30 protein-coding genes are annotated in these 26731 nt (G+C 61.9%); 11 read left to right on the top strand and 19 right to left on the bottom strand.

Annotation, left to right across the window (positions count from 1 at the left end; all coding sequences use genetic code 11):
• Positions 1 to 668: 668 nt before the first annotated feature.
• From CAF70_RS09220 to CAF70_RS09205, 4 genes are all read left to right on the top strand, one after another.
• Positions 669 to 932, top strand: a complete 264-nt coding sequence (locus CAF70_RS09220) for a DUF3077 domain-containing protein (protein WP_085624212.1) — start codon at positions 669 to 671, stop codon at positions 930 to 932.
• 281 nt (positions 933 to 1213) lie between these two features.
• A complete protein-coding gene (locus CAF70_RS09215; protein ID WP_085624210.1) occupies positions 1214 to 1807 on the top strand; it encodes a 2OG-Fe(II) oxygenase in 594 nt (197 codons plus the stop codon).
• Positions 1804 to 2667 carry a hypothetical protein gene (locus tag CAF70_RS09210; RefSeq protein WP_085624208.1) on the top strand — a complete coding sequence of 288 codons (864 nt, stop codon included), beginning with the start codon at positions 1804 to 1806 and terminating at the stop codon, positions 2665 to 2667. Before CAF70_RS09215 ends, CAF70_RS09210 begins: the two co-directional genes overlap by 4 nt.
• A gap of 29 nt (positions 2668 to 2696) precedes the next feature.
• Entirely contained in the window at positions 2697 to 3254 is a 558-nt protein-coding gene (locus CAF70_RS09205; protein ID WP_085624206.1) for a hypothetical protein, read from the top strand.
• A gap of 326 nt (positions 3255 to 3580) precedes the next feature.
• On the opposite strand, the gene recJ is transcribed toward CAF70_RS09205, so the two are convergent.
• Together recJ and CAF70_RS09195 are read right to left on the bottom strand one after the other, a co-directional pair.
• Entirely contained in the window at positions 3581 to 5290 is a 1710-nt protein-coding gene (gene recJ, locus CAF70_RS09200; RefSeq protein ID WP_085624204.1) for a single-stranded-DNA-specific exonuclease RecJ, read from the bottom strand.
• 8 nt (positions 5291 to 5298) lie between these two features.
• Entirely contained in the window at positions 5299 to 5841 is a 543-nt protein-coding gene (locus CAF70_RS09195) for a YaeQ family protein (protein ID WP_013971198.1), read from the bottom strand.
• 132 nt (positions 5842 to 5973) lie between these two features.
• Between CAF70_RS09195 and CAF70_RS09190 the strand changes: the two genes are divergently transcribed.
• Positions 5974 to 7173 carry a CaiB/BaiF CoA-transferase family protein gene (locus CAF70_RS09190; protein WP_085624201.1) on the top strand — a complete coding sequence of 400 codons (1200 nt, stop codon included), beginning with the start codon at positions 5974 to 5976 and terminating at the stop codon, positions 7171 to 7173.
• Between the two features lie 20 nt (positions 7174 to 7193).
• Positions 7194 to 8069, top strand: coding sequence for a TIGR02285 family protein (locus CAF70_RS09185; RefSeq protein ID WP_085624199.1), 876 nt, complete (start codon positions 7194 to 7196; stop codon positions 8067 to 8069).
• A gap of 280 nt (positions 8070 to 8349) precedes the next feature.
• Here the strand turns inward: CAF70_RS09185 and CAF70_RS09180 are convergent, their stop codons facing one another.
• From CAF70_RS09180 to ffh, 12 genes are all read right to left on the bottom strand, one after another.
• Positions 8350 to 8631: a DUF3509 domain-containing protein gene (locus tag CAF70_RS09180; protein WP_085624197.1), complete on the bottom strand. Its 282-nt coding sequence runs from the start codon at positions 8629 to 8631 to the stop codon at positions 8350 to 8352.
• A 79-nt stretch (positions 8632 to 8710) separates the two neighbouring features.
• A complete protein-coding gene (locus CAF70_RS09175; protein ID WP_085624195.1) occupies positions 8711 to 9127 on the bottom strand; it encodes a response regulator in 417 nt (138 codons plus the stop codon).
• Between the two features lie 157 nt (positions 9128 to 9284).
• A complete protein-coding gene (thrC, locus tag CAF70_RS09170) occupies positions 9285 to 10694 on the bottom strand; it encodes a threonine synthase (RefSeq protein WP_010952565.1) in 1410 nt (469 codons plus the stop codon).
• A gap of 58 nt (positions 10695 to 10752) precedes the next feature.
• Positions 10753 to 12057 (bottom strand): homoserine dehydrogenase, encoded by a 1305-nt coding sequence (locus CAF70_RS09165; protein WP_085624193.1) that lies wholly within the window; start codon positions 12055 to 12057, stop codon positions 10753 to 10755.
• Positions 12058 to 12140: 83 nt separating this feature from the next.
• Complete coding sequence (locus CAF70_RS09160; protein WP_085624191.1) at positions 12141 to 12884, bottom strand: thioredoxin fold domain-containing protein; 744 nt, start codon at positions 12882 to 12884, stop codon at positions 12141 to 12143.
• 153 nt (positions 12885 to 13037) lie between these two features.
• Positions 13038 to 13934: a site-specific tyrosine recombinase XerD gene (gene xerD / locus CAF70_RS09155; RefSeq protein ID WP_085624189.1), complete on the bottom strand. Its 897-nt coding sequence runs from the start codon at positions 13932 to 13934 to the stop codon at positions 13038 to 13040.
• 171 nt (positions 13935 to 14105) lie between these two features.
• Entirely contained in the window at positions 14106 to 14513 is a 408-nt protein-coding gene (locus CAF70_RS09150) for an acyl-CoA thioesterase (protein ID WP_085624187.1), read from the bottom strand.
• A gap of 93 nt (positions 14514 to 14606) precedes the next feature.
• Positions 14607 to 14957 (bottom strand): 50S ribosomal protein L19, encoded by a 351-nt coding sequence (gene rplS, locus CAF70_RS09145; RefSeq protein WP_003252148.1) that lies wholly within the window; start codon positions 14955 to 14957, stop codon positions 14607 to 14609.
• A gap of 42 nt (positions 14958 to 14999) precedes the next feature.
• Positions 15000 to 15752: a tRNA (guanosine(37)-N1)-methyltransferase TrmD gene (gene trmD, locus CAF70_RS09140; RefSeq protein ID WP_003252146.1), complete on the bottom strand. Its 753-nt coding sequence runs from the start codon at positions 15750 to 15752 to the stop codon at positions 15000 to 15002.
• A gap of 3 nt (positions 15753 to 15755) precedes the next feature.
• Positions 15756 to 16292 (bottom strand): ribosome maturation factor RimM, encoded by a 537-nt coding sequence (rimM, locus tag CAF70_RS09135; protein ID WP_085624185.1) that lies wholly within the window; start codon positions 16290 to 16292, stop codon positions 15756 to 15758.
• A gap of 5 nt (positions 16293 to 16297) precedes the next feature.
• The gene (gene rpsP / locus CAF70_RS09130; RefSeq protein WP_003259424.1) at positions 16298 to 16549 is read right to left on the bottom strand and encodes a 30S ribosomal protein S16; all 252 of its coding nucleotides are present in this window, start codon (positions 16547 to 16549) and stop codon (positions 16298 to 16300) included.
• Positions 16550 to 16808: 259 nt separating this feature from the next.
• Complete coding sequence (gene ffh, locus CAF70_RS09125; RefSeq protein WP_085624183.1) at positions 16809 to 18185, bottom strand: signal recognition particle protein; 1377 nt, start codon at positions 18183 to 18185, stop codon at positions 16809 to 16811.
• Between the two features lie 287 nt (positions 18186 to 18472).
• Between ffh and CAF70_RS09120 the strand changes: the two genes are divergently transcribed.
• From CAF70_RS09120 to CAF70_RS09110, 3 genes are all read left to right on the top strand, one after another.
• Positions 18473 to 19282, top strand: a complete 810-nt coding sequence (locus CAF70_RS09120) for an inner membrane protein YpjD (protein ID WP_085624181.1) — start codon at positions 18473 to 18475, stop codon at positions 19280 to 19282.
• 9 nt (positions 19283 to 19291) lie between these two features.
• Positions 19292 to 20497 carry a transporter associated domain-containing protein gene (locus CAF70_RS09115; protein ID WP_085624179.1) on the top strand — a complete coding sequence of 402 codons (1206 nt, stop codon included), beginning with the start codon at positions 19292 to 19294 and terminating at the stop codon, positions 20495 to 20497.
• A gap of 260 nt (positions 20498 to 20757) precedes the next feature.
• Positions 20758 to 22059 (top strand): MFS transporter, encoded by a 1302-nt coding sequence (locus tag CAF70_RS09110; protein ID WP_085624177.1) that lies wholly within the window; start codon positions 20758 to 20760, stop codon positions 22057 to 22059.
• 115 nt (positions 22060 to 22174) lie between these two features.
• On the opposite strand, the gene purT is transcribed toward CAF70_RS09110, so the two are convergent.
• The 5 genes from purT to CAF70_RS09085 form a co-directional block, all read right to left on the bottom strand.
• Complete coding sequence (gene purT, locus CAF70_RS09105) at positions 22175 to 23356, bottom strand: formate-dependent phosphoribosylglycinamide formyltransferase (RefSeq protein WP_085624175.1); 1182 nt, start codon at positions 23354 to 23356, stop codon at positions 22175 to 22177.
• A 76-nt stretch (positions 23357 to 23432) separates the two neighbouring features.
• The gene (locus tag CAF70_RS09100) at positions 23433 to 23900 is read right to left on the bottom strand and encodes a VUT family protein (RefSeq protein ID WP_085624172.1); all 468 of its coding nucleotides are present in this window, start codon (positions 23898 to 23900) and stop codon (positions 23433 to 23435) included.
• A 182-nt stretch (positions 23901 to 24082) separates the two neighbouring features.
• Entirely contained in the window at positions 24083 to 24277 is a 195-nt protein-coding gene (locus CAF70_RS09095; protein ID WP_085624170.1) for a DUF1289 domain-containing protein, read from the bottom strand.
• Entirely contained in the window at positions 24270 to 24794 is a 525-nt protein-coding gene (locus CAF70_RS09090) for a gamma carbonic anhydrase family protein (RefSeq protein ID WP_085624168.1), read from the bottom strand. Before CAF70_RS09090 ends, CAF70_RS09095 begins: the two co-directional genes overlap by 8 nt.
• 43 nt (positions 24795 to 24837) lie before the next feature.
• Entirely contained in the window at positions 24838 to 25437 is a 600-nt protein-coding gene (locus CAF70_RS09085; protein WP_085624166.1) for a CoA pyrophosphatase, read from the bottom strand.
• Positions 25438 to 25561: 124 nt separating this feature from the next.
• Between CAF70_RS09085 and CAF70_RS09080 the strand changes: the two genes are divergently transcribed.
• On the top strand, positions 25562 to 26113 hold the full coding sequence (locus CAF70_RS09080) for an NUDIX hydrolase (RefSeq protein WP_085624164.1): 552 nt from the start codon (positions 25562 to 25564) through the stop codon (positions 26111 to 26113).
• A gap of 22 nt (positions 26114 to 26135) precedes the next feature.
• Complete coding sequence (locus CAF70_RS09075; protein ID WP_085624162.1) at positions 26136 to 26690, top strand: murein L,D-transpeptidase family protein; 555 nt, start codon at positions 26136 to 26138, stop codon at positions 26688 to 26690.
• Positions 26691 to 26731: the final 41 nt, after the last annotated feature.

Raw genomic sequence — 26731 nt, 5'->3', positions numbered from 1 at the left:
GTTGCTTGGGGGGTGCGGGGGGGGCGTGGGTGCGAGGTGTTTGGCGACATCACACTAAAGTCAGGCACCTGGCAGCCCTGACCGCCGCTAAAGGCAAGCACTCTGGCAGGTATTTCAGACATCCCCTACGACCCAGATGTGGTGATTCCCAGCCTAAGGAAATACCCTACAACTCCTGTCGACTCGCGTCTGATTGTGAGTGGAATCCTGACTCTCTAGCCTTTGCTGGTCGCTGGCACTCAGCGGCCGGGGGTGGAATCCCGATCAATTAACGAGTAGCTGTCGTCATGGCAGTTGTGCGCGGAAGGCCGCAAAGCCTACCGGGTTTACTCGTAGCCTGGATTCCACACCGCGTACAACTGCCACCCTTCGTGTGGAATCGGAGAGGGCGGTCAATCAGTAGCCATACGAGTGATTGATATGAAAAAGACAGTCCCTGATCCACCCCCTCATTTCGATTTTTCTTCCGACAAGAACCTAAATCCGTTGTCCCTGGCTTTGGAGATCAAGATCAGCCGGCACTGAGGTTGGATTTACCGGCCTCTTCGCGGGTAAACCCGCTCCCACACGTAAAGCGCAAGCCTTGATGCCTGTGATGACCTTGTGGGAGCGGGTTCACCCGCGAAGAAGCCAGGACAGGCACTCGAAAGACTTCAGGAGAGGGATCAATGAGCACAGACGACACACAGTTCACCGTCGGCAAAACCACTTTCTTCCAAGGTGAAAACCAAACCCACCCCCTGTTTCGCATCGAAGCGGGCATTCCGTGCCGAGACGCCCGTGATCAGGCTTCGGAATTGATGGGGTATGTACAGGAGCTGACTATAGTCGGCCTGATGGATGAGAAACCCATGATGATCTGGGCTGCCCATTACCTTAGCGCGATGGCCAAGGCGTTGATGGATGATGCCGAGTTAGGTATGTCGCGTTGAGGTTGGTGTCACTGTTACTCGGCTAAGGACCAGTAATTACTCCATACATGAATGGGTCACCTCCCCCATGTACACCTTCTTGCCCCGGCACACCGGGGCAACGGAATGTTTCCCACAGCCAATTGCCTCACGAGCCACATCAGCTTCGGAAAATCTTCTCAATCAGTAACTCTCATATCCTATCGAATCCAGAACACCAATTGACTAATGTCTCCTTGCACCAGCCACCATTACCCGGCTAACAGCCTTTAAGGCACTGTACAAGACTTGAGAGATAGCCAATGCAAAGACAATTCGCTTCAAGTGACATAAGCATTCTAGATAATGCCATTACACTTGATGAACAAGCCAAACTTAACAACGCGTTCTCACACACCCTTTGGCGATATGACTGGCCAGTAAATTCTACGCCCTTCGCTCGCCCCTGCTGGCATTTCTTCATTGCAGGGAGCAAGCGTGAATCACTGGAATGTTGTGAGCAAGAACTGGCTGCAAACGAGCGTTGGGGATTTCTCATCAACATCTGGCAACGTCTATGCGCTGGACACATGAAAAACTCCAAACTCATCGGCGTGTATGCAAACGGTCAGACCGTTGGGCAGGACAGCCCGATTCACCGAGACAACCTGCCAAGCGAGCCTGGGCATACCGCAGTCCTTTTCTGTAACGACTACTGGGCAACGACATGGGGAGGTGAGCTTTTATTCTGCAATGATGCCAAGACGGACGTTATCGCTGCGGCGCTACCCAAACCAAGGCGCATCGCAATCTTCGACGGTGAAATACCGCACCGAGCTAACTCACCAACCACAGACTGCGACCGTCTGCGCACCACCATTGCATTCAAGACAATAAACAAGGATTTCAAAATATGACTAAACGGGTCGAGATATTTGTGGCCATGGTTGACAAAGTTGGAAACCCTGGATTCCAAGCAGGCGCAGCTGCTGCGGTGCATGACCAGTTCACCACCGACAATCAAGGCTTTTCGCTAGTTGTGCAGACCGCGCAGACCGCTAGTGCCATTGCCTCCGTGCTGTCCGTAACGCAAATGACTGCAGGAGCAGTACCATTTCTGAATATCGTTACTAATACTCTCGCGGGTACAGTGACTTTTTTGAAGATCGTTGCTGAGTCCAAGGAAGGAAAAGAGCCAAAAGATGGCGACTACGTCAATTTGGTAGGCAACGTAGCTGGTGTGGTAGCGGGATTCGCATTACTGGCGACGGCCCCTTATACCGCTGGTGTATTCACCGCTGTCGCGTTGGGCGCCAGCTTACTAGGCACATATAATTCAGAGCTAGCTAAAAACATCGCAACGACCATAGTGCCGATCATGAATAACTTAAAAACACACGACATATCCAGCGAATCACCAAAACCTATATTAGCCCCAAACTTAGCCATTACTGACCCAGAGACCATAAAAAATCATTTCGGCGGATTAATCCAAGTAGTCACATGGCACCCCGATACGCTGGAAATCCAGCTAGGCACAAGAAGATTAGAGCTTTTTCAAGTCAACAATTGGGGACACCCCGTTATTTATGGCGGTGTGAACCCACCCATTCAGCCGCCGCCATCTACTAGTGGCGGCGCTACGATCACTGTGGGAATTGACAGCATTAATGGACAACCGCCTGCAGGTCCTCGCCCATCAATCACCACCATCATAGGTGGAGGCCAAGACAAGTACGCTTGTTGCTCTGCCCCGCAGCAAGACAAGTATCGTTAGAAGGCTTCACCCTTAGGAGAAATTTACTGATGTTGACTTGGCGTGCGTGGATCGAGATCATGCAGGCTTTGGAACCCCATAAGCGAATGACATGCATGTTACTCATCGGCTTTATTTTCTTATGCTTTATCCCAATATTCCTAACGAGTTGGAAAAGCAGTACACAGCCGGTAACAGCCCCTTGGGTACGCGTCCCAGCCACTCTTACATCAAAACCACAACTTTGGGAGCATGACAAGTCGTTCTACGGTTTTGGTATTTCTTACACTGAACCAGGCGGTAAGCTGATCAAAACATGGGTTTACGCAGAAAAAGCCCGCCTCGATGCCGTCAACCTGACTAAGACAACGCCCCTATTTGTAGATGTCGAAGATGCTTTATCCGGTTCAATCGTTAGACGATTATCGACCAGCGATGAGATTTTGTACGATCAGGTAATCAAGCAGTATGTGATAGAGACTTACAACCGGGAAGCAGTCGAGGGAATTGTGTTCTTCTCACTGCTAAGCCTGGCTTCGTTCGTCGCAGCAGGCGTTATGCACTGGCAAAACCGGAAGCGCAAAAGGCAATCCGAATTCAGCCAGTAACAGTTGTATCTGTGGGTTTACCCGCGGAGCAGGCGACTCGGTGGATGGCACCGGCTTCGCCGGTGTTCGCGGGCTTGCCCGCTCCCACAGGGATAGCGCTAAGCCTTGAGGGCAATGTGGTCGAGGTGGGAGTTCCCACAGGTACAGCGCAAGCCGCAAGCCCGGTGCAGGCCCTGTGGGAGCGGGCATGCCCGCGAAGCAGCGACTCGGTGGATGGCACCGGCTTTGCCGGTGTTCGCGGGCATGCCCGCTCCCACAGGGATCTTCACCTGGCATCAAGGCCTTGTGCCATACCTACAGAGTTGCGGGAGCCGCAGTACTTGCCCTCAGCGCGGCTCCATGTGCGCAATCATCAACTGCACACTTTCATTGCCACGAAACTCGTTCACATCCAGCTTGTACGCCAACTCCACCCAGCGCACCGTCGGGTTCGGCCACACTTCGCGGTCGATACCGAAGGCAATGCCATCCAGCCGCACCGAGCCACATTCGCTCTTGAGCACCACCTTCAAGTGCCGCTCACCGACCACACGCTGCTCCACCAGCTGGAACACGCCATGGAACAGCGGCTCGGGGAAGTGCTGCCCCCAGGGCCCGGCATGGCGCAGGGCCTTGGCCAGGTCGAGGTGGAACTCCTCCACCGCCAGGCTGCCATCGGACAACAAGCGGCCGGTCAGGTCCTCTTCACGCAACTGGCGCCGTACTTCTTCGTCGAACGCCTCGGCAAATGCCGGGAAATTGGCCTCGGGCAATGACAACCCTGCCGCCATCGCATGGCCACCGAACTTGCTGATCAGTTGCGGATGACGCGCTGCCACGGCATCCAGCGCATCACGAATATGGAACCCCGGCACCGAACGCGCCGACCCTTTGAGCATACCCTCGCCAGCGTCGGCGAAAGCAATGGTAGGCCGGTGGTAACGCTCCTTCAGGCGCGATGCCAGAATTCCGATAACACCTTGGTGCCAGTCGGCATCGAACAGACACAGGCCATAGGGCATGGACTCGACCGGCAGGTCCTTGAGCTGCGCCAGGGCCTCGCGCTGCATGCCTTGTTCGATGGACTTGCGGTCCTGGTTCAGGTCGTCCAGCTGCTGGGCCATGTCCTGGGCCTGGGCCGCGTCTTCACAGAGCAGGCATTCGATACCCAGGCTCATGTCGTCCAGGCGCCCGGCAGCGTTCAGCCGTGGGCCGAGGATGAAGCCGAGGTCGGTCGAGGTGATGCGCCGGTGATCGCGACGGGCCACCTCCAGAATGGCCTTGAGCCCTGGCCGGGCGCGGCCGGCGCGAATGCGTTCGAGGCCCTGGTGCACCAGGATGCGGTTGTTGGCATCCAATGGCACCACATCGGCGACGCTGCCCAGGGCAACCAGGTCAAGCAGTTCGCCGATGTTCGGCTGTGGCTGCGTTTCGTAGCGCCCCAGGCTGCGCAGGCGCGCACGCAGCGCCATTAGCACGTAGAAGATCACCCCTACCCCGGCCAGCGCCTTGCTCGGAAAGCTACAGCCCGGCTGGTTGGGGTTGATGATCGCGTCGGCATCGGGCAACTCTGCGCCCGGCAGGTGGTGGTCGGTGACCAGCACCTTGAGCCCGGCGGCCTTGGCGGCCGCCACACCGTCCACGCTGGAAATACCGTTGTCCACGGTGATCAACAACTGCGGCTGACGTTGCAGTGCCACCTCGACGATTTCCGGGGTCAGGCCGTAACCGTATTCGAAGCGGTTGGGCACAAGGTAATCGACATGGGCCGCCCCCAGCAGGCGCAGGCCCAGCACGCCGACAGTGCTGGCAGTGGCACCGTCGGCATCGAAGTCACCAACGATGAGGATGCGCTGGCGCTGGTCGATAGCCTCGACCAGCAGGTCCACGCCGGCCTCGATGCCCTTGAGCTGCTGGTACGGCAGCAGGCGCGCGAGGCTTTTGTCCAGCTCGGCCTCGCTCTGCACGCCGCGCGCGGCGTACAGGCGGGTCAGCAAGGGTGGCAGGTTACCCAGGAATGGCAGGGTCGGCGGCAGCGGGCGAGGTTCGATACGCATGGGGTAGTTCAGCCGCGCTCACCCAGGAGCCACTCCAGCTGCACTTCGTGCTGGCCACGGTCGTCGGTGACGAACAAGGTGCCTTCGCTGATCATCACGTCCCACTTGATGGTACGGGGCATGTCGGTGGCGAGGGTTTCCAGCACCTCCTGCGGCACGGCAGCGATGCTCAGGTTCTTCAGGCCCTTGACGGCATCTACCACCTTGTTCTGCCATACCCGCAGGCTGCCGTAGGCCAGCAGGCTTGTGCGCTCGGTACGGCGCGAGCACCAGGTCAGGCGGTCGGCGTCCGGCTGGCCCACTTCGATCCAGTGCAGGATGCGATCGTCCAGGCTCTTTTCCCACAGCGCCGCTTCGTCCACATCGGACAAACCACGGCCGAACGACAGGTTTTCGTTGTACCAAAGGGCGTAGGCCAGCAGGCGCACGGCCATGCGTTCTTCGGTTTCCGAAGGGTGGCGGGCGATAGTCTGCCGGACGTTTTCGTACACGCCGCGGTCGAGGTCGGTCAGGTTCAGTTCGAATTTGTAGGTAGTGGACGGCTGGGCCATGGTCGACGGGCTTCTTGCGCAAAGAAAAGTGGCACAGTCTAACCGATACTGTCCTTCGTTGCCCCGCAGCAGTATCTGCCGCTTCGGACCTATGATAAAACCACGCCTCTGCCCAGCTGCCACGGATGCCCCATGACTACGCCCAGCAAACCCCTCGCCGGCCTCAAAGTTGTCGAACTCGGCACCCTCATTGCTGGCCCGTTCGCCTCGCGCATCTGTGCCGAATTCGGCGCCGAGGTGGTCAAGGTCGAATCGCCCGACGGCGGCGACCCGTTGCGCAAATGGCGCAAGCTGTACGAGGGCACCTCGCTGTGGTGGTTCGTGCAGGCCCGCAACAAGCAGTCGCTTACCCTAAACCTCAAGCACCCCGAAGGTCGCGAGATTCTCAAGCGCCTGCTGGCCGATGCCGACATCCTGATCGAGAACTTCCGCCCGGGCGTGCTGGAAAAACTCGGCCTGGGTTGGGACGTGCTGCATGCACTCAATCCGCGCCTGGTAATGGTGCGCCTGTCGGGCTTCGGCCAGACCGGGCCGATGAAGGACCAGCCGGGCTTCGGCGCCGTGGGCGAGTCGATGGGTGGCCTGCGCTACATCACCGGTTTCGACGACCGCCCACCCGTGCGCACCGGCATTTCGATCGGTGACTCGATTGCCGCCCTGTGGGGGGTGATCGGCGCACTGATGGCACTGCGGCACCGGGAAGTCAACGGCGGCCAGGGCCAGGTGGTGGATGTGGCCCTGTACGAGGCGATCTTTGCCATGATGGAAAGCATGGTCCCGGAGTTCGATGTGTTCGGCTTTATCCGCGAACGCACCGGCAACATCATGCCGGGCATCACGCCCTCCTCCATCCACACCAGCGCCGACGGCAAGCATGTGCAGATTGGCGCCAACGGCGATGCGATCTTCAAGCGCTTCATGCAGGCCATTGGCCGCACCGACCTGGCCGACGACCCGAGCCTGGCCACCAACGATGGCCGCGACCTGCGCCGTGACGAGCTGTACGGGGTGATCGACCGCTGGGCCAACAGCCTGCCGCTGGAGCAACTGATGCAGGTGCTGAACACCGCCGAAGTACCGGCCAGCCGCATCTATTCGGCCGAGGACATGTTCAGTGACCCGCAGTACCTGGCACGCGAAATGTTCCTGCAGGGCAAACTGCCGGACGGCAAGCCGTTCCGCATGCCGGGCATCGTGCCCAAGCTCTCGGACACCCCCGGTTCCACCGAGTGGGTCGGCCCGGCGCTGGGCGAACACACCGAGGCGCTGCTCGGCAGCCTGGGCTACGACACCGCGGCCATCGCCAGCCTGCGCGCAGCAGGCACGGTCTGACCCTGGCGCGGCCCTGGTCCATGCGCGCGGCCCGTTGCGTACGTTACCTGGCCCTGCTGTGCGGGCTGCTGCCGGCGTTGCTGCTGCAGCCTGCCAGCGCCAAGGAGCGCATCTTCTGGCTGGTGCGTGACCTGCCGCCGTTCACCATTTTCGAAGGGCCGGGAACCGGCCAAGGGGTTATCGACCAGCTGTTGCCGCTGCTGATCGGGCAGATGCCCGAGTACGACCACAGCATCGTGCGGGTCAACCGCGCCCGCGGTATCCAGATGCTGCAGGATCCGAAAAGTTTCACCTGTGACCCGACCCTGCTGTGGACACCGGAGCGCGCCGAGTATGTGCGCTTTTCCACACCCTCTTTGGGCGTGCTCAGTGGCGGCCTGGTGCTGCGCAAGGACAGCGAGGCGCTGGTGGCGCCTTACCTCGATGACCAGCAGGTGGACCTGCATGGCCTGCTGAGCAAGACCCCGCTGAAGCTGGGGGTTGTCGCCGAGCGCAGCTATGGCACGCAGATCGACGCCATCCTGCGCCAGTTGCCCGATACCGCGCTCAGCCGCCACTATGGCAACGACGCCACCGCCAACCTGTTGCAGATGCAACAGCTGGGGCGCCTGCGTATGGTGCTCGGCTACTGGCCCGAAGTGCGCTACCTGGTCGAGCAGCAGGGTGGAACACTGGCCGATTACCGGTTTCATCCTGTACAGGGTGTGAACCGCTACCAGTTCCTGCATGTAGGCTGTTCGAACAGCGAGCTGGGGCGTGAAGCGATTGCGCACATCGACCAGCTGCTGCCTGCCCTGCGCCGCAATGTGCTGCCGGCGTTGTATGCACGCTGGCTGGACCCGGCGTTGCAGGAAAGCTACCTGGAAGAGAGCAAGCGCTTCTTCGAAGACCACTAGCCTGCCCGGCACCTGTAGGAGCGGCCTTGTGTCGCGACGGGGCGCGTAGCGGCCCCACATTTTCAGCTTCGCAGCGAAGATTGCCGGGGCCGCTTTGCGGCCCATCGCGACACAAGGCCGCTCCTACAAGGATATGTGCCAGCCAGCAAAAAAAAGAAACCCCGGACGCTGGGGAAACACGCCCGGGGCCAAGCGAAAGCCCTTGGGGCTTCCCGTGACAGCCTTGCCAGCGCCGGAGCAAAGCACTGGCTGGCTGCCCTTACTGTCTCTGATAAGCCACTCAGGCAAAGGTTCCGTGGGGTTGCTGGCGCTGCTGCAGGGCTGCGATCACACAGGGCTGCAAACGCCCTTCGGCAATCTGCAGATCACGGTGCAGGCCATCCACCAGGTCGATCAACAGGCGTTGTTCCTGCAACTGGCGCTCGCTGACCGTGCGCCGCAGGGTGATGCCGGCGAGGCTGTCGTGAACGGTCAGTTGGCGATTACCCTGGGCATCGGCGATGCCGAGGTGGGCCTGATAGGGTGTCAGGGCTTCGTTGAGCAGTCTGCAGATTCTTTCCATCCGGATCACTCGCTGCGTGGTGGGGTGTAGAGGAACTGACCAACAGACGCAGCGGAAAGTTCGTTACACCGCGGCTGCTTCAGTGAGCATGCTGGGCAGACGTGACAGTTTGAATACGCCGCCCGGGGCGCACCTGCATGGTTTGCAGGGCACGCTGCAGGCGTGGCATCGACAGCGGCCAGGGCAGCTCGGCGAGCACCCACAGCCCGCGGCTTCTGGCCTCTTGGGCCAGGTTGCGGCGCCTGGGGGTGGCCTGGCCCACGAACAGCAAAGCGCGTGTTCGCTGCTGCTTGAGCACGGCAAGTCCGGCCCGGGTTGGCATGGCATGATCAAGGATCAGCAGATCGGGGCTGTGATCGGCATTCAGGCAGGCATCGAGGTCCGCGCTGGTTTCGCTGATGCGCACATGGAAGATGCCCTGGGCGTTGAGGGCCTGGTGCAGGAGGATCTGATGGGATGGGCGAGCCTGGTGAATCAACACGTAGGGCTGGTGCATGAGCCGCTCCTGGTGGGAGGACCGGCTAATTTAGTCTTGGCGCTGGGCTATCTGAATAGGACTTTTCTGATGCAGCACTGGGAAGAGTCGGGGAAGCAGGGCTGCTTTGCGGCCCATCGCCGCGGTTCGGCGATGGGCCGCAGAGCGGCCCCGATATTTACAGCGGCTTGCCGCGATTACCATGCTGGCTGACAAAGCCCTGCACAGCCTTCAGGTCATTGGCCAGCACCGTGCAACGCTCTTCACGGCTGAACAGGTCGCTGAGGTGCGCCGGCAGCTCCAGCGCCTTGCCTACACCGGCCTTCTCCACCGCTTCCGGGAACTTGACCGGGTGCGCGGTACCCAGCACCACCATCGGCGTGTCCAGGCTGCGGCGGCACTCGCGGGCGGCCTTGACGCCGATTGCAGTGTGCGGGTCCAGCACCTCACCGGTAGCGGCGAACACTTCGGCGATCGTCTCGCAGGTTTGCTCATCGCTCACTGCCAGCGAGTCGAACAGCTTGCGCGCTTCGGTCCAGCGGTCTTGCTCGACGCTGAAGCCGCCACCTTGCTTGAAGTTGGCCATCAGCTCGGCAATGGCGCCGCCGTTGCGACCGTGCAGGTCGAACAGCAGGCGCTCGAAGTTGGACGAGACCATGATGTCCATCGACGGCGACAGGGTCGCGTGCAGGGTTTCCTTGACGTACTGGTTGCCGCTCATGAAGCGGTGCAGGATGTCATTGCGGTTGGTGGCGACGATCAGCTGGCTGACCGGCAGGCCCATGTTACGTGCCAGGTAGCCGGCAAAGATGTCGCCGAAATTGCCGGTCGGCACCGAAAACGCCACGGAACGCGCCGGGCCACCCAGCTGCAGGGCCGCGTGGAAGTAATAGACGATCTGGGCCATGATCCGCGCCCAGTTGATCGAATTGACGGCAACCAGGCGGGTGCCCTTGAGGAACGACTGGTCGGCGAAGCTGGCCTTGACCATTTCCTGGCAGTCGTCGAAGTTGCCTTCGATGGCGATGTTGTGGATGTTGTCACCGAAGATGGTAGTCATCTGCCGGCGCTGCACTTCCGACACGCGCTGATGCGGGTGCAGGATGAAGATGTCGACGTTGTCGCAACGGCGGCAGCCTTCGATGGCGGCAGAACCGGTATCACCGCTGGTGGCGCCGATGATCACCACGCGCTCGTTGCGCTTGGCCAGTACGTGATCGAGCAGGCGACCGAGCAGTTGCAGGGCGAAGTCCTTGAACGCCAGGGTCGGGCCGTGGAACAGCTCCAGTACCCACTCGTTGCTGTTCAGCTGACGCAGCGGGGCAACTGCGGCGTGGGCGAACTCGCCGTAGGTTTCTTCGAGGATCTTCTTGAAGTCGGCGTCGGCGATACTGCCTTCGACGAACGGGCGCATCACCCGGAAGGCCAGTTCGTGGTACGGCAGGCCGGCCCACGAGGCGATTTCTTCCTGGGTGAAGCGTGGCAGGTTTTCCGGGACGTACAGGCCGCCGTCGCTGGCCAGGCCAGCCAGCAGGACGTCTTCGAAATTCAGGGCCGGTGCCTGGCCGCGGGTACTGATATAGCGCATGGGTGCAAACCTTCGATGCTGGGGCCGGGGCCACGCTGGCGGCCTGCCGGCACTATTGTTAGTTGAGCTGTTCGACGCGAATGCGCACGACCTTGCCGACTACGTCCTGCAAGGCTTCCAGGGCGACGATAGCGTCGTTGATGCGCTGCTCGACCACGCGGTGGGTCAGCAGGATCATCGGCACCAGGCCGTCCTGCTCCTCGACTTCCTTCTGCATGATCGACTCGATGTTGATGCCACGCTCCGAGAGGATGCTGGCCACCTGGGCCAATACGCCCGGGTGATCCTTGGCCTGGATGCGCAGGTAGTAGGCGCTTTCGCAGGCTTCGATCGGCAGGATCGGGTGGGCCGACAGCGAATCCGGCTGGAAGGCCAGGTGCGGCACGCGGTTTTCCGGATCGGAGGTCATGGCGCGGACCACATCGACCAGGTCGCCGACCACCGACGAAGCGGTAGGCTCCATGCCGGCACCCGCGCCGTAGTACAGGGTGGAACCGGCAGCATCGCCGTTGACCATGACGGCGTTCATCACGCCATTGACGTTGGCGATCAGGCGGTCGGCCGGGATCAGCGTAGGGTGAACGCGCAGCTCGATACCTTCGGCAGTACGGCGGGCCACGCCCAGGTGCTTGATGCGGTAGCCCAGGGCTTCGGCGTAATTCACGTCAGCAGTGGTCAGCTGAGTGATGCCTTCGGTGTAGGCCTTGTCGAATTGCAGCGGGATGCCGAAAGCGATAGAGGCGAGAATGGTCAGCTTGTGCGCGGCATCGATGCCTTCAACGTCAAACGTCGGGTCGGCTTCGGCGTAACCCAGCGCCTGGGCTTCGGCCAGCACGTCCGGGAAGGCACGGCCCTTCTCACGCATTTCGGTGAGGATGAAGTTGCCGGTGCCGTTGATGATACCGGCCAGCCAGTTGATGTGGTTGGCCGACAGGCCTTCGCGGATGGCCTTGATCACCGGGATGCCACCGGCCACAGCCGCTTCGAAGGCAACGATCACGCCCTTCTCGCGGGCCTTGGCGAAGATTTCATTGCCGTGCACGGCAATCAGCGCCTTGTTGGCGGTGACCACGTGCTTGCCGTTTTCGATGGCCTTGAGCACCAGGTCGCGGGCCACGGTGTAGCCACCGATCAGTTCGATGACAATGTCGATCTCCGGGTTGCTCGCAACTTCGAACACGTCAGCGGTAATGGGGGTACCGGTAATCTGGCAGTTCGGGTTCTGCGAGCGCATGGCAATCTGTGCCACTTCAATACCGCGCCCGGCACGGCGGGCGATCTCCTCGGCGTTGCGCTGAAGTACATTGAAGGTTCCGCCACCGACGGTCCCCAACCCACAGATGCCTACTTTGACCGGTTTCACTGTGAACTCCCCATTGTACGGCCGGCACCTATGCCGACCGTGAAACATGCCGTCACCCCATGACGACGGCGTACTGAATTGGATTACTTGGCCAGTGCCAGCTTGGCGACCTGTGGCGCCGGCTGGTAGCCCGGAATGACCTGGCCGCTTTCAAGGACGATCGCCGGCGTGCCGTTGACGCCGATCGACTGGCCCAGCTGGAACTGCTTGCTGACCGGGTTGGCGCACTTGGCGGCCTTGATTTCCTCACCCTCGACCATCTTGTCCATCGCCGCACGGCGGTCGCTGGAACACCAGACGGCCTGCAACTGCTGGTCACCCGGCGAACCGAGGCCCTGGCGCGGGAAGGCGACATAGCGCACTTCGATACCGCGGCGGTTGAGTTCGGGCACTTCGGCGTGCAGCTTGTGGCAGTACGGGCAGGTGGTGTCGGTAAACACGGTAATGTGCGATTTGGTCTCGCCCTTGGCAGGATAAACCACCATCTCGGCAGCTGGAATGCCGTTGATGAGCTTGGCAATGCCCAGGCGCTCGGTCTTCTCGGTGAGGTTGACCGGCTTGCCGTCCTGGATCTGGAACAGGTAGCCCTGCATCACGAACTGGCCGTCGCCGCTGGCATACAGCACACGGCCGCCCTGCAGCTTGACTTCATACAGGCCGCTGACCGGGCTGCTGGCCACGCTTTCGACGGGCACTTCAAGCTCGAGGTTCTGCAACGACTTACGGATAGCCTGCTCGGCAGCGGTATTGCTGTCGGTTGCCGCGGCAACGGCAAAGGTACTGGCCAGCGCCAACGCGGCGGCGGCGAAAAACTGGGTCACGCGCATGGGAACTCCTGAAGGCGGACAGGGGCCGGAGGGCGTCACTTGCGGAAAATACGCGGTGACCGTGCGGCCCTTGGTGCAAACCGCCCAAGCCTATCACATCACACCGCCGGTGAAGGGCCTTGCAAGGACCAGTCGGCGGAACATGAAAAACATTCATCCACGCGGGTGGTGCTGGGCATGCAGTTGCTGCAGGCGGGCCTTGGCGACATGGGTGTAGATCTGTGTGGTTGACAAGTCACTGTGACCCAGCAGCATCTGCACCACACGCAGGTCGGCACCATGGTTTAGCAGATGAGTGGCGAAGGCATGGCGCAGGGTATGCGGCGACAGCGGTTTGTCGATGCCGGCGACCCGGGCATGGTGCTTGATGCGATGCCAGAAGGTCTGGCGGGTCATCTGCTCACCGCGCAGGCTGGGAAACAAGACGTCGCTGGGGCGGCCATTGAGCAGTTCGGCGCGGCCATCGCGCAGGTAGCGCTGCAACCACAGCACCGCCTCTTCCCCCATGGGCACCAGGCGCTCCTTGCTGCCCTTGCCCATCACTCGCAGCACACCCTGGCGCAAGTTGACCTGGTCAAGGGCCAGGCTGACCAGTTCGGTGACTCGCAGGCCGCAGGCGTAGAGCACTTCGAGCATGGCGCGATCACGCTGGCCGATGGCTTCGCCCAGGTCCGGGGCCTGCAACAACGCTTCGACGTCAGCTTCGGACAACGACTTGGGCAGTGGCTTGCCCAGCTGCGGCATCTCGACCTGCAGGGTCGGGTCGATGGCTACCAGTTTTTCCCGCAGCAAGTAGCGGAAGAATCCGCGCAGGCCGGACAGGAAGCGTGCCGTGGAACGTGGCTTGTAACCCTGGTCGAGGCGCCAGGCCAGGTGGTCGAGAATCAGCTCGCGGCCGGCGTCGGGAAGGCTGACGGAACGTTCCTGCAGCCAGCCGTTGAACAGGGCCAGGTCGCTGCGGTAGGACACGCGGGTGTTGTCGGACAGGCCCTTTTCGAGCCACAGGGCGTCGAGGAACTGGTCGATCAGGGGGTGGTCTAGGGCGGGCATTCGGGGGCTGCTGGTGTTGAAGGTGGGGCTAGTGTTTCACAGCAGCTTGGGGGTTGTCTGTACTGGCCCTATCGCCGGCAAGCCAGCTCCCACAGGAACCCCACAGGCATTGAATACTGTGCAGTACCTGTGGGAGCTGGCTTGCCGGCGATAGGGCCAGTACAGGAGTAATCAGATCTGCGGCAAAACAGGCACCGGGCGCTTGTCCTCGTCGATGGCAACGAAGCTGAACACCCCGTGGATCGCCCGCTCGCGCCCATCCAGGTACATGTTCTCGACGAACACATCCACCTGCACCTGCAAGCTGGTGTTACCTACCTTGATGACCGAACCCACCAGTTCGACGATCGAACCCGCCGGGATCGGGTGCTTGAAGTCGATGCGGTCGGTGGACACGGTCACCAGCGGCAGGCGGCAGAAACGTGTGGCGGCGATGAACGACACCTCGTCCATCCACGCCAGGGCGGTGCCGCCGAACAAGGTGTTGTGGTGGTTGGTGGTGTTGGGGAACACCGCCTTGGTCACGCGGGTCACCGACAGCTCGGTGCGGCGCTGGATTTCCTGGTCTCGGGTAGTCATGGCAATCACATTTTCGGAGGGCAAAAAGCAAAAAAGCAGCCCGAAGGCTGCTTTTTTCTCGCTAGGCGGCCTTGGCCACCGGGCAAACTGCACTCAGGACAGTTTTTCCTTGATGCGAGCGGCTTTGCCGGACAGATCGCGCAGGTAGTACAGCTTGGCTTTACGCACGTCACCACGACGTTTCACGGCCAGGCTGTCGATTTGCGGGCTGTAGGTCTGGAAGGTACGCTCTACGCCAACGCCGCTGGAGATCTTGCGCACGGTGAAGGCGCTGTTCAGACCGCGGTTACGCTTGGCGATAACGACGCCTTCGAACGCCTGCAGACGGGAACGCTCACCTTCCTTCACTTTAACCTGAACGACAACGGTGTCGCCTGGTGCGAAGGTCGGGATTTCCTTGCTCATCTGCTCGGCTTCGAGCTGCTGGATGATCTTGTTGGTCATGCTGTGCTCCTAAGATGGATACGTGATCCACCATCGATACGTTTAACTATCGTCCCGCTCGCGGAGATATTCCTCGAGCAGCTTCTTCTCTTCTCCAGAAAGCGAGCGACTTTCCAGAAGATCGGCGCGTCGTTCGAAGGTCCTACCAAGGGACTGCTTCATTCTCCAACGCCGGATGTGTGCATGGTTGCCACTTAGCAACACGTCGGGAACACGCTGATCCGCATACACCTCAGGCCGGGTATAGTGCGGGCAGTCGAGCAGACCGTCGGTGAAGGAATCTTCTTCCGCCGAGTCCACATGCCCTAAAGCTCCGGGCAGCAGCCGTGTAACCGCATCGATCAGTACCATGGCCGGCAGCTCGCCACCGGAAAGCACATAGTCGCCAATCGACCACTCCTCATCGACATGAGCCTCGATAAAGCGCTCGTCGATGCCTTCATAACGACCGGCGATCAGGATCAACGATTCCTGTTCGGCCAGGCCTTTGACCGCCTGCTGAGTCAGCTTGCGGCCTTGTGGCGAAAGGTAGATCACCTTCGCCGCTGCTCCGGTCGCTTGCCTGGCGCTAACCAGGGCGTCTTCCAGAGGCTTGATTTTCATCACCATGCCCGGACCACCGCCAAACGGCCGATCATCCACCGTATGGTGACGATCTGTGGTGTAGTCCCGCGGGTTCCAGCAAGTCACCTGAAGCAACCCCTGTTTCACCGCGCGGCTGGTAATGCCGTACTCCGTGATGGCCGAGAACATCTCGGGGAACAACGTGATGACGTCTACGCGAAGGTTACCCATCGTTTAGAAGTCCGCGTCCCATTCAACCCGCATCACGCCTGCTTCCAGGTCGATGTCGAGCACGCATTGCGCCGTATAGGGCAACAGACGCTCGCGATCATCCAGGCTGCCTGCGCAGGGCTTGACCACCAATACATCGTTCGCACCGGTCTCCAACAGGTGATCGACCTTGCCGAACAGCTGTTCGTCCTGGTTGATGACCTTCAGGCCCACCAACTGGTACCAGTAGTACTCGTCAGCAGCCAGGTTGGGCAAAAGGCTCCGCGCAATGCAGATTTCGTAACCGCTCAGAAGACGGGCTTCATCGCGATCATCGAGGCCTTTCAGCTTCACGACCAGGCCCTTCTGGGAGCCACGACCGTTGACCAGCTCGACCTGCTTTACCTTGCCTTCGTGCCGAAGCGTCCAGCGCGGATAATCCAACAGGTTTTCAATCGGATCGGTAAAGGAATACACCTTCACCTCGCCGCGAACGCCGTGAACCGAAAAAATCTTGCCAACGACGATGAGGTCGTCAGCCTTTTCTGGCGTCGCGTTCATACTACTCAGGCAGCAGCCTTGGCAGCGTCCTTCAGCAGCTGAGCAACGCGCTCAGACGGCTGTGCACCCTGGCTCAGCCAGTAGTTGACGCGCTCTTGGTTGACCGACAGCTTGACTTCGGCGCCAGCAGCGATCGGGTTGAAGAAACCTACGCGCTCAACGAAACGGCCGTCACGGGCGTTACGCGAGTTGGTCACGGTCAGGTGGTAGAATGGGCGCTTTTTCGAGCCGCCACGGGCCAGACGAATGGTTACCATGTGAACATCGTTCCTATAGTCGGTGCTGCAGTTGATACAGCAGCTGGTACTGCAAATCTGAATGCCAAATAGGCACACGGGTGCCCAAAAGGCCGCATATTCTCGGGGAATACACGGACATTTGCAAATGACTTTTTCGGCAAGGCCCTGCCCCGCCGTCCAGATCTGCCGGTTGAGCCGCGAAATCCGCGGCCATTGCCCCGCCACAGCGGGGGTTCTGGGTGCCTGCCGGACAAACGGCAGGCACCCGGAATAGAGGTTACAGCTTCGGCATGCCGCCGCCCGGCAGCATCCCGCCCAGGCCGCGCATCATCTTGGCCATGCCGCCCTTGGCGGAGAATTTCTTCATCATCTTCTGCATTTGCTTGTGCTGCTTGATCAGGCGGCCGACGTCCTGCACCTGGGTGCCGGAGCCGATGGCGATACGGCGCTTGCGCGAGCCGCTGATCAACTCTGGATCACGGCGCTCGGCCGGGGTCATGGAGTTGATGATCGCTTCCATCTGCTTGAACTGCTTTTCGGCGGCGCCCTGGGCATTGCCCATCTGCGACAGGTTGACCCCGCCGATACTCGGCAGCTTGTCCATCAGGCCGCCGAGGCCGCCCATGTTCTTCATCTGCTGCAGCTGGTCGCGGAAGTCTTCGAGATCGAAGCCCTTGCCCTTCTTCAGCTTCTTGGCCAGCTTGTCGGCCTTGGCCTTGTCGATGTTCTGCTCGGCCTGTTCGATCAGGCTGAGCACATCACCCATACCGAGGATGCGCGAGGCGACGCGGTCAGGGTGGAACGGTTCGAGGGCTTCAGTCTTCTCGCCCATACCGATGAACTTGATCGGCTTGCCGGTGATGGCACGCACCGACAGCGCGGCACCGCCACGGGCGTCGCCGTCGACCTTGGTCAGCACCACGCCGGTCAGCGGCAGCGCCTCGCCAAACGCCTTGGCGGTGTTGGCGGCGTCCTGGCCGGTCATGGCGTCGACCACGAACAGGGTCTCGATCGGCTTGACCGCGGCATGCAACGCCTTGATCTCGTCCATCATGTCGGCGTCGATGTGCAGGCGGCCGGCGGTATCGACGATGACCACGTCGATGAACTTCAGCCTGGCTTCACGAATGGCCGCTTCGGCGATGGCCACGGGCTTCTGGCTGATATCGGAGGGGAAGAAGGTGACACCGATGTCGTTGGCCAGGGTTTCCAGCTGCTTGATCGCCGCCGGGCGGTAGACGTCGGCGGACACCACCATCACGCTCTTTTTCTTGCGCTCCTTGAGGAAGCGCGCCAGCTTGCCGGCGGTGGTGGTCTTGCCGGCGCCCTGCAGGCCGGCCATCAGCACCACGGCGGGCGGGGCGGCGTTCAGCGCGAGGTCTTCGTTGGCCGCGCCCATCAGGCTTTCCAGCTCGGCCTGGACGATCTTCACGAACGCCTGGCCCGGAGTCAGGCTGCGCGACACTTCAGTGCCGACTGCACGGTCCTTGACGCTGTTGACGAAATCCTTGACCACCGGCAGGGCAACGTCGGCCTCGAGCAGGGCCATGCGCACTTCGCGCAGCGTGTCCTTGATGTTGTCTTCGGTCAGCTTGGCCTTGCCGGTGACATGGCGCAGCGTCTGTGACAGGCGGTCGGTCAGGTTTTCGAACATGGTGATCCTTTCAGGCCCAGTAAAAGCCGAGGTTTGTCAGGCGCCCAGCGGGAATGCATACCCGCCAGGCACAGCAAGGCGGCGATTATAGCGAAGTGCGGCGGCGGCGCACACCTTGCTGGCGGCCTGGTAGATATTCGGTGGCTGTGCCGGCCTCTTCGCGGGTGAACCCGCTCCCACAGGGTCTGCACCACCTTTCGCGAATGCCGCCCGCGGTCTGCCAGTCTTCCTAGACCAGCGCGATCTATGCCAAACTCCGTCTCTTTAAGGCTCGCCAACCAGGACTTATGTTCTCCTCACCCAGCCTCATCCCCAACCTGATCGCCGCCGGCCTATATATAGCCGCGGCCATCTACCAGGGCTCTTATCTTGCCCAGAACCGCAAGGCCGACAAGCGCCTGCTTGCCCTGCTGGGTGCCTTCGCGGTGCTCGCCCAGGCCGGTGCGCTGTTCTTCCAGCTGATCACCCCGCTGGGCCTGAGCCTGGACTTCTTCAGTGCCGCCAGCCTGATCGCCGTCGCCGTCATCGCCCTGACCCTGCTGGCCTGCTTGCGCATACCCGTGGAAAACCTGCTGGTGCTGCTGTTCCCGCTGGGCGCGGTGACCGCGCTGCTGGCCCAGTTCGCGCCCCCCGGCACAGTGCCGCTGGTAAACGAAGAGCCGGGCATCCTCGCGCATATCCTGCTGTCGATCCTGGCCTACGGGCTGTTCACCATCGCGGTGTTCCAGGCACTGCTGTTGCTGCTGCAGGACCGCCAGCTGAAGAACAAGCACCCGTCCGGGCTGATTCGCAACTTCCCGCCGCTGCAAACCATGGAAAGCCTGTTGTTCGGCTTCCTCTGGGCCGGCTGGTGCCTGCTGTCGCTGTCGCTGATCTCCGGCTGGCTGTTCCTCGACAACCTGTTTGCCCAGCATCTGGTACACAAAACCCTGCTGGCCTGTGTCGCCTGGGTGGTGTTCAGCGTGCTGCTGTGGGGCCGCAGCCGCCTGGGCTGGCGTGGCCACAAGGCCATCCGCTGGACGCTGGCCGGTTTCTGCCTGCTGATGCTGGCCTATTTCGGCAGCAAGCTGGTTCGCGAATTCATCCTGCATATCTGACGGCCACCCATGGATACCCTGCCGTACGCACCGCTATTCGGCACCCTGGCATTGGCGCTGTTGTGGTCAGCGCTGTTCACCGCCGTGGATGCCGCCCGCCTGCAACTCAATGGCGCGTTGCGCGCCGGCGAGGACGGCCAGCCTGTATTGCCGGCCCAGGCCCTGGTGCTGTGCGCCAGCCTGGGCAAGTTGCTGGTGCTGGGCCTGGCATGCCTGGTCGGCCAGCGCCATAGTGGCGAGCACGGCTTCTGGCTGGCCGGCTTGGCCGCCACCCTGGTCCTGCTGGTGTTTGCCGAATACCTGCCGCGGCGCCTGGCCCGGCGCAATCCGCAGGCGTTCGCCAGCCTCGGCGCCAGCCTGCTGAAAGCCCCCCTCGCCCTGCTGCAACCGCTGGCCTGCTTGCTGGATGGCATCGCCAAGCTGATCCTGCGGCCGTTCCGCGTGCAACCCACGGCCGTGGCCCTGCACCCGCAGGAAGCCGACGAGTTCGACGAGGACGAGGAGCACGAAGCACCGCGCCACGGCTTGCTGGACGGCCTGCAGTCACTGAACAGGATGACCGTCAACGACATCCTGGTACCGCGCAACGAAGTGGACGGCATCAGCCTCGACGAGCCTGTCGAGCGCATCATCGAGCAACTGATCGTCAGCCGCCACACCCGTCTGCCGGTGTACCACAGCGACATCAACCAGGTTGAAGCGATCCTCAACACCAAGCTGATCAGCCACCTGCTGCCCAAGGCCGAACTCACCCTGGAAACGCTGCTTGGCGCCTGCTACGAGCCTTATTTCGTGCCTGAGAGCACACCCCTGCAAATGCAGCTGCTGAACTTCCACAAGCAGCAGCGCCGCCTGGGCGTGGTGGTGGACGAGTACGGCGAAGTACTGGGCATCGTAACCCTGGAAGACATCCTCGAAGAGATCGTTGGCGAGTTCGAGGATGAACAGAGCCTGGACAACCCCCACGTGCACCCGCAGCCCGATGGCACCTTCGTCATCGACGGCACCGCTTCGCTGCGCGAAATCAACCGCACCCTGGGCTGGCACCTGCCCTGCGACGGCGGGCCGAAAACCCTCAACGGGCTGGTCACCGAAGCGCTGGAAAGCATCCCGGAAAGCGCTGTTTGCCTGAAGATCGGCCGCTATCGCCTGGAAATCCTCGAAACAGAGGACAATTGTGCCAGCAAGGTACTGGTGTGGACCGTGACCCGATAGCTATACTCGGGTCACGCTTACCCAGCCCCGCCGTCCCGCCTGCTACCCGCACCCGGCGCTCCACGGCCAGTCCGCTCCACTGACACGCCCTGCGGTCCTGCTTCAACACCCCGAACAGTGCCCGCCCCGCCCCTATCCCCCTTGGGCTATCGTCAGTCGGGCGCACACAACAACAAAACGCTCCCGCGTCCACGCAGCGGTGCTTGCCTTATTGCCTCGCACGCCCATGGAGCCGGACCAGACTGTTAGGGACCTACTTAATGACAACCAGCAGCACCTATGCCGAAGCGCCTGCCGCGCCGGTCAACTCGCCCGCGCGGGTAGCCACCGCCAGCTTCATCGGCACCGCCATCGAGTTCTACGATTTCTACGTCTATGCCACCGCCGCTGCCCTGGTGATCGGCCCGGTGTTCTTCCCGTCCGGGTCGGGCACCGCGCAGATGCTGGCGGCCTTCCTCACCTTCGGCATCGCCTTTCTTGCCCGCCCGCTGGGCTCGGCGCTGTTCGGCCACTTTGGCGACCGTATCGGCCGCAAGTCGACCCTGGTCGCCTCGCTGCTGCTGATGGGCGTGTCCACCACCGCCATCGGCGTGCTGCCGGGCTACGACAGCATTGGCGTATGGGCGCCGATCATCCTCTGCCTGTTGCGCTTTGGCCAAGGCCTGGGCCTGGGTGGCGAATGGGGTGGCGCGGCTTTGCTGGCCACCGAGAACGCGCCGGAAGGCAAGCGCGCCTGGTTCGGCATGTTCCCGCAGCTGGGCCCGTCGATCGGCTTCCTGGCCGCCAACGGCCTGTTCCTGACCCTTGCCCTGGTGCTCAGCGACGAGCAGTTCCGCGAGTGGGGCTGGCGTATACCGTTCCTGCTCAGCGCCGCGCTGGTACTGGTGGGCCTGTATGTACGCCTGAAGCTGGAAGAAAGCCCGGTATTCGCCAAGGCCGTCGCCCGCCACGAGCGGGTGAAAATGCCGGTGGTCGACCTGTTTTCCAGATACTGGCTGCCTACCCTGCTGGGCGCAGCGGCGATGGTGGTGTGCTACGCGCTGTTCTACATCTCCACAGTGTTCTCGCTGAGCTACGGCGTGACCACGCTGGGCTATAGCCGCGAAACGTTCCTGGGCCTGCTGTGCTTCGCGGTGGTGTTCATGGCCCTGGCCACCCCCCTGTCGGCCTGGCTCAGCGACCGCTACGGGCGCAAACCGGTGCTGATCGTCGGCGGCCTGCTGGCGGTGGCATCAGGCTTTACCATGGAGCCGCTGCTGACTTCGGGGTCGACTGCAGGGGTGGCGTTGTTCCTGGCCATCGAGCTGTTCCTGATGGGCGTGACCTTTGCGCCGATGGGGGCCTTGCTGCCTGAACTGTTCCCGACCCACGTGCGTTACACCGGCGCTTCGGCGGCGTATAACCTGGGCGGCATCGTCGGCGCCTCGGCGGCACCGTTCTTTGCCCAGAAGCTGGTGAGCATGGGTGGGTTGAGCTGGGTAGGGGGTTATGTGTCGGCGGCGGCGGTGATCAGCCTGATTGCCGTGCTGTGCCTGAAAGAGACCCGCAATACGCAGCTGTAAAGTAATGGGGGCCGCGTTGCGGCCCTTCGCGGGCACGCCCGCTCCCACAGGGGTAGCGCCGAAACCTGTGGGAGCGGGCGTGCCCGCGAAGGGCTGCAACGCAGCCCCGATCGGATCAGAACTCGACCTTGACCGCCTGCGATGCACGGGTCGCCTTGGCCCGCGCCGCTTCGACCGACTCGTCACGTGCCAGGCACACGCCCATGCGGCGGGTACCGTTGATTTCCGGCTTGCCGAACAGGCGAATGGCGGTATCCGGCTCGCTCAGCGCCGCGCCCAGGTTGGCAAAGCTGGTCTGCTGCGACTGCCCCTCTGGCAAGATCACCGCCGAAGCCGATGGCCCGAACTGGCGCACCACCGGAATTGGCAGGCCGAGAATGGCGCGGGCATGCAGGGCAAACTGCGACAGGTCCTGGGAAATCAGGGTCACCAGGCCGGTGTCATGCGGGCGTGGCGAGACTTCGCTGAACCACACCTGGTCGCCCTTCACGAACAGCTCAACGCCAAACAGGCCGCGACCGCCCAGGGCATCGGTGACTGCCTTGGCCACGCGCTGCGATTCGGCCAGGGCCTTCGGGCTCATGGCCTGCGGCTGCCAGGATTCCTGGTAATCGCCTTTCTCCTGGCGGTGGCCGACCGGCTCAAGGAAGGTAGTGCCGCCAACGTGGCGCACGGTCAGCAGGGTAATTTCGTATTCGAAGTCGATAAAGCCCTCGACGATCACCCGGCCCTTGCCGGCGCGGCCGCCTTCCTGGGCGTAGTCCCATGCCTTCTGCAGGTCGGCATCGCTGCGCAGCAGGCTCTGGCCTTTGCCCGACGAGCTCATTACTGGCTTGACCACGCACGGGTAACCGACATCGGCCACGCCCTTGGCGAAGTCCTCAAAGGTGTCGGCAAAGTGGTACGGCGAGGTTGGCAGCTCCAGCTCTTCGGCGGCCAGGCGGCGGATGCCTTCACGGTTCATGGTCAGCTGGGTGGCGCGGGCGGTCGGCACCACGTTGAAACCTTCGTTTTCCAGCTCGACCAGGGTGGCGGTGGCGATGGCTTCGATTTCAGGGACGATATAGTGCGGCTTCTCGGCCTCGATCACGGCGCGCAGGGCTACGCCATCGAGCATGTTGACCACGTGGCTGCGGTGCGCCACCTGCATTGCCGGGGCATTGGCGTAACGGTCGACGGCGATCACTTCGACGCCCAGGCGCTGCAGCTCGATCACCACTTCCTTGCCCAGCTCGCCACAGCCGCAGAGCAGTACACGGGTCGCGGTGGGCGACAAGGGGGTTCCGATACGGGTCATTTCAGGTCCTCGAAGGCGTCCGGGGCCGCACCAGGCTTGGCGCCGCCCGCTGAAAAAGGACCGCTATTCTACACCATCAACCCGCTACGGCGGCCCGCCGGGCGCGAAATGCCATGGCCAGCCACACGGCGGTGACACCGGCGAATTTCGAAGCCATGGCGGTGCCGATCACGACCGGGGTCAGGGCACCGATCATGCCGAAGAAGATGAAGGTGTCTACCGGGATGCTAAGCGCCGAACTCAGCCACAGCCGGTCGCGCAGCGGTCGACGGGTGATGCTGAACACCAGCCAGTCGATCAGCTCGGAAATGAAGAACGCAGTGGCACTCGCCAGGGCGATAGCCGGTTCCGAGGTGACATAGGACAGCACCAGCGCCACCAGCATGGCGACCAGGGCGCCATGGCCGAAGCGGGTCTGCACCATGTCGCGCAGGATGAACACCAGGCCGCCCCAGGCGGACCAGATGATGTCCAGGTGTGGCGCGCTGGAGAAGGCGTAGTTGATCAGCACTACGCTGCTGATGTAGGCAATCAGATAGAACATGGCGGGTAGTCTGTGGGCAAGCGGCACAGATTACCGCTGGGCCGTTCGCGGGTAAACCCGCTTCGGGGGCTGTCGCTGTACCTGTGGGAGCGGGCGTGCCCGCGAACACCGGCAAAGCCGGTGCCATGGAGCGCAGTGGCTGCTTCGCGGGCACGCCCGCTCCCACAGGGTTCTGCATCAGCCTAGAGGATGAGGCCAGCCTCTAGTGCCCTTTCGTGGCAAAGCTTGAGCACCGCCCGGCGCTCGTCATTGTCCATCCGCCCCCAGCGGCCGATCTCGGCCACGGTTCGCTGGCAGCCGGTGCAGATATCCTGCTCGTCCAGCGCACAAATGCTCACGCACGGCGAGGCCACCGGACGCTCTACCACATCACTCATCGTCAACCACCAGCTCCTGGGCATATCGCTGGGCATTATGCACATAGTGCGCGGCGCTGGCTTCAAGCATGCGTTTCTGCTGCTCGGTCAGCTCGCGCACCACCTTGCCCGGCGAGCCCATTACCAGCGAACCGTCGGGGATCTCCTTGCCTTCTGCAATCAGCGCATTGGCGCCGATGATGCAGTGCTTGCCGATGCACGCGCCATTGAGGATGACCGCGTTGATACCAACCAGGCTGTAGTCGCCCACCGTGCAGCCATGCAGCATGGCGTTGTGGCCAACGGTCACGCCCTTGCCCAAGGTCAGCGGCGACCCCATGTCGGTGTGCATTACCGTGCCATCCTGCACGTTGCTGCCCTCGCCAATGTCGATCAGCTCGTTGTCCCCGCGCAGCACCGCGCCAAACCACACGCTGGCATTGGCCTGCAGGCGCACATTGCCGATCAGCGTGGCGTTGGGTGCGGCCCAACTGGTGGGGTGGCTCTCGACCCGCAGGTCACCCAGGCGGTATTTCATGCTTGCTCCTCAGGCTGCAATGCAGACGACGGGGTGGCCCCGCTCAGTTTTCGATGTAACGCTCCGGGGGCTGGTGCAGGCTGATGCCGGCATCGAACAACAGATTGACCAGTTCGACGATCATGATCGCCGACAACCCCCAGATCTTGTATTCGCCATACCGATAGCTAGGGACGTACCAGCTGCGCCCCTGGTAATCGATACGGTGGGTATGGTCGCGCGGGTCCTGGCGGAAGAACTCCAGCGGCACGGTGAATACTGCCGCGATCTCGGCATCATTGGCGCGGTATTCGACAAAATCGGGGATAAGCCCGACGAATGGCGTCACTTTCAGGCCATGCAGCGAAATCAACGGGCTGAGCGGGCCGATCACTTCCACCAGGCCTGGCGGCAGGCCGATTTCTTCTTCAGCTTCGCGCAGCGCGGTGAACACCAGGTCCGGGTCTTCCGGGTCGCGGCGGCCACCGGGAAAGGCCACTTCGCCGCCATGGGTGGACAGGCCCTTGGCGCGCAAGGTCAGGACCAGTTCGGGCGCTTCGCTGCGGGTAATGGGCAAAAGTACCGCCGCTTCGGGGAACCGTCGGTCGGTTTCCAGTGATGCGGGTTGGTGTTTGCTCATTCGGCGAAGTAGCTCGTCCAGCATTGCGCACGCTCGTATCCAAGGCCTGCCTTGCATGATGCACCAAAGGTGCGAAGCACCCAAGCCCTGTGCGCTTGCGGCAAACCGACTGTCGCGCCAAGATAAACCTGAGCAAAGGGAACCCTACATGAAATACTGCAGCGCCTGCGGCCAGCCGGTCACTCAGCAGATCCCCGAGGGCGACAGCCGCTTGCGGTATGTCTGCGGCTCTTGCCGGATCGTCCATTACCAGAACCCCAACATCGTCGCCGGCGTATTGCCGACCTGGGGCAGCCAGGTGCTGCTGTGCCGGCGCGCCATCGAGCCACGCCGCGGTTTCTGGACCTTGCCTGCCGGCTTCATGGAAAACGGCGAAACCCTCGACCAGGCCGCCCGTCGCGAAACCGTCGAGGAAGCCTGCGCCCGGGTTGGCAGCATGAGCCTGTACCAGCTATTCGACCTGCCGCACATCAACCAGGTGCATGTGTTCTTCCGCGCCGAGCTGGCAGACCTTGATTTCGCTGTCGGCGTCGAAAGCCTGGAGGTGCGGCTGTTCGAAGAACATGAGATACCGTGGGGCGAGCTGGCTTTCCGCACCGTCACTCGCACACTAGAATGCTACTATCACGACCGCATCGGGCAGCACTACCCCATAGGCCATGAGTACCTGCCGCCGATGAACGTCACTACCACCACCTAGAAGCTTTCAGGGATACCGTTACATGCGCTGGTTGTTTGCCCTTTTCTGCCTTTGCGTTACCTCGGTGTCCCAGGCGGCCTTCACCGAGACCATCATCCGCAAGCCCCAGCCGGCAGTGCAAACACCCTCGCCTTCGCAGCAGGCCATGCAGCCGCTGATCGACAAGGTGCTGGTCATCAAGTCCGAACGCCGCCTGCAGCTGATCAGCCGCGGCGAACCACTGAAAACCTACCGCATCTCGCTGGGCAAACAGCCAAAGGGCGCCAAGGAGCGCGAAGGCGACAAGAAAACCCCCGAGGGCCTGTACTGGCTGGACTGGCGCAAGCAGAGCGACCGTTTCAACCTGGCCATGCACATCAACTACCCGAACATCAACGATGCTGCCCGTGCCACCCGTGAAGGGGTGAGTGCCGGCAGCATGATCATGATCCATGGCACGCCGATCAACGACGAGTACCCGGAGTGGTACTTCCATACCCTGGACTGGACGGATGGCTGTATTGCCATGCGTAACCGCGACATGCAGGAAGTGTGGGACCTGGTGCGGGATGGGACGTTGATCGAGATTCGGCCTTGAGGGCGTAACAGAAAGCTATTGCAGGCCCGGCAGCGCGTAGG

This window comes from Pseudomonas sp. B19(2017) (genome assembly GCF_002113165.1).
In the GTDB taxonomy this organism is placed as follows: domain Bacteria; phylum Pseudomonadota; class Gammaproteobacteria; order Pseudomonadales; family Pseudomonadaceae; genus Aquipseudomonas.
This window is presented reverse-complemented; position numbering and strand designations above follow the sequence as displayed.

Bases quoted from the DNA above. Each gene is read 5' to 3' on its own strand.
- CAF70_RS09120 (WP_085624181.1), top strand. From the start codon at position 18,473: ATGTTCTCCTCACCCAGCCTCATCCCCAACCTGATCGCCGCCGGCCTA.
- CAF70_RS09160 (WP_085624191.1), bottom strand. From the start codon at position 12,884: ATGCGCGTGACCCAGTTTTTCGCCGCCGCCGCGTTGGCGCTGGCCAGT.
- CAF70_RS09185 (WP_085624199.1), top strand. From the start codon at position 7,194: ATGCGCGCGGCCCGTTGCGTACGTTACCTGGCCCTGCTGTGCGGGCTG.
- CAF70_RS09195 (WP_013971198.1), bottom strand. From the start codon at position 5,841: ATGGCCCAGCCGTCCACTACCTACAAATTCGAACTGAACCTGACCGAC.
- rimM (WP_085624185.1), bottom strand. From the start codon at position 16,292: ATGAACGCGACGCCAGAAAAGGCTGACGACCTCATCGTCGTTGGCAAG.
- CAF70_RS09205 (WP_085624206.1), top strand. From the start codon at position 2,697: ATGTTGACTTGGCGTGCGTGGATCGAGATCATGCAGGCTTTGGAACCC.
- CAF70_RS09220 (WP_085624212.1), top strand. From the start codon at position 669: ATGAGCACAGACGACACACAGTTCACCGTCGGCAAAACCACTTTCTTC.
- purT (WP_085624175.1), bottom strand. From the start codon at position 23,356: ATGACCCGTATCGGAACCCCCTTGTCGCCCACCGCGACCCGTGTACTG.
- trmD (WP_003252146.1), bottom strand. From the start codon at position 15,752: ATGGGTAACCTTCGCGTAGACGTCATCACGTTGTTCCCCGAGATGTTC.
- rpsP (WP_003259424.1), bottom strand. From the start codon at position 16,549: ATGGTAACCATTCGTCTGGCCCGTGGCGGCTCGAAAAAGCGCCCATTC.
- CAF70_RS09180 (WP_085624197.1), bottom strand. From the start codon at position 8,631: ATGGAAAGAATCTGCAGACTGCTCAACGAAGCCCTGACACCCTATCAG.
- CAF70_RS09075 (WP_085624162.1), top strand. From the start codon at position 26,136: ATGCGCTGGTTGTTTGCCCTTTTCTGCCTTTGCGTTACCTCGGTGTCC.
- CAF70_RS09215 (WP_085624210.1), top strand. From the start codon at position 1,214: ATGCAAAGACAATTCGCTTCAAGTGACATAAGCATTCTAGATAATGCC.
- thrC (WP_010952565.1), bottom strand. From the start codon at position 10,694: ATGCGCTATATCAGTACCCGCGGCCAGGCACCGGCCCTGAATTTCGAA.
- CAF70_RS09095 (WP_085624170.1), bottom strand. From the start codon at position 24,277: ATGAGTGATGTGGTAGAGCGTCCGGTGGCCTCGCCGTGCGTGAGCATT.
- ffh (WP_085624183.1), bottom strand. From the start codon at position 18,185: ATGTTCGAAAACCTGACCGACCGCCTGTCACAGACGCTGCGCCATGTC.
- CAF70_RS09110 (WP_085624177.1), top strand. From the start codon at position 20,758: ATGACAACCAGCAGCACCTATGCCGAAGCGCCTGCCGCGCCGGTCAAC.
- CAF70_RS09080 (WP_085624164.1), top strand. From the start codon at position 25,562: ATGAAATACTGCAGCGCCTGCGGCCAGCCGGTCACTCAGCAGATCCCC.
- CAF70_RS09115 (WP_085624179.1), top strand. From the start codon at position 19,292: ATGGATACCCTGCCGTACGCACCGCTATTCGGCACCCTGGCATTGGCG.
- rplS (WP_003252148.1), bottom strand. From the start codon at position 14,957: ATGACCAACAAGATCATCCAGCAGCTCGAAGCCGAGCAGATGAGCAAG.
- CAF70_RS09090 (WP_085624168.1), bottom strand. From the start codon at position 24,794: ATGAAATACCGCCTGGGTGACCTGCGGGTCGAGAGCCACCCCACCAGT.
- CAF70_RS09085 (WP_085624166.1), bottom strand. From the start codon at position 25,437: ATGCTGGACGAGCTACTTCGCCGAATGAGCAAACACCAACCCGCATCA.
- CAF70_RS09100 (WP_085624172.1), bottom strand. From the start codon at position 23,900: ATGTTCTATCTGATTGCCTACATCAGCAGCGTAGTGCTGATCAACTAC.
- xerD (WP_085624189.1), bottom strand. From the start codon at position 13,934: ATGCCCGCCCTAGACCACCCCCTGATCGACCAGTTCCTCGACGCCCTG.
- recJ (WP_085624204.1), bottom strand. From the start codon at position 5,290: ATGCGTATCGAACCTCGCCCGCTGCCGCCGACCCTGCCATTCCTGGGT.
- CAF70_RS09210 (WP_085624208.1), top strand. From the start codon at position 1,804: ATGACTAAACGGGTCGAGATATTTGTGGCCATGGTTGACAAAGTTGGA.
- CAF70_RS09175 (WP_085624195.1), bottom strand. From the start codon at position 9,127: ATGCACCAGCCCTACGTGTTGATTCACCAGGCTCGCCCATCCCATCAG.
- CAF70_RS09150 (WP_085624187.1), bottom strand. From the start codon at position 14,513: ATGACTACCCGAGACCAGGAAATCCAGCGCCGCACCGAGCTGTCGGTG.
- CAF70_RS09190 (WP_085624201.1), top strand. From the start codon at position 5,974: ATGACTACGCCCAGCAAACCCCTCGCCGGCCTCAAAGTTGTCGAACTC.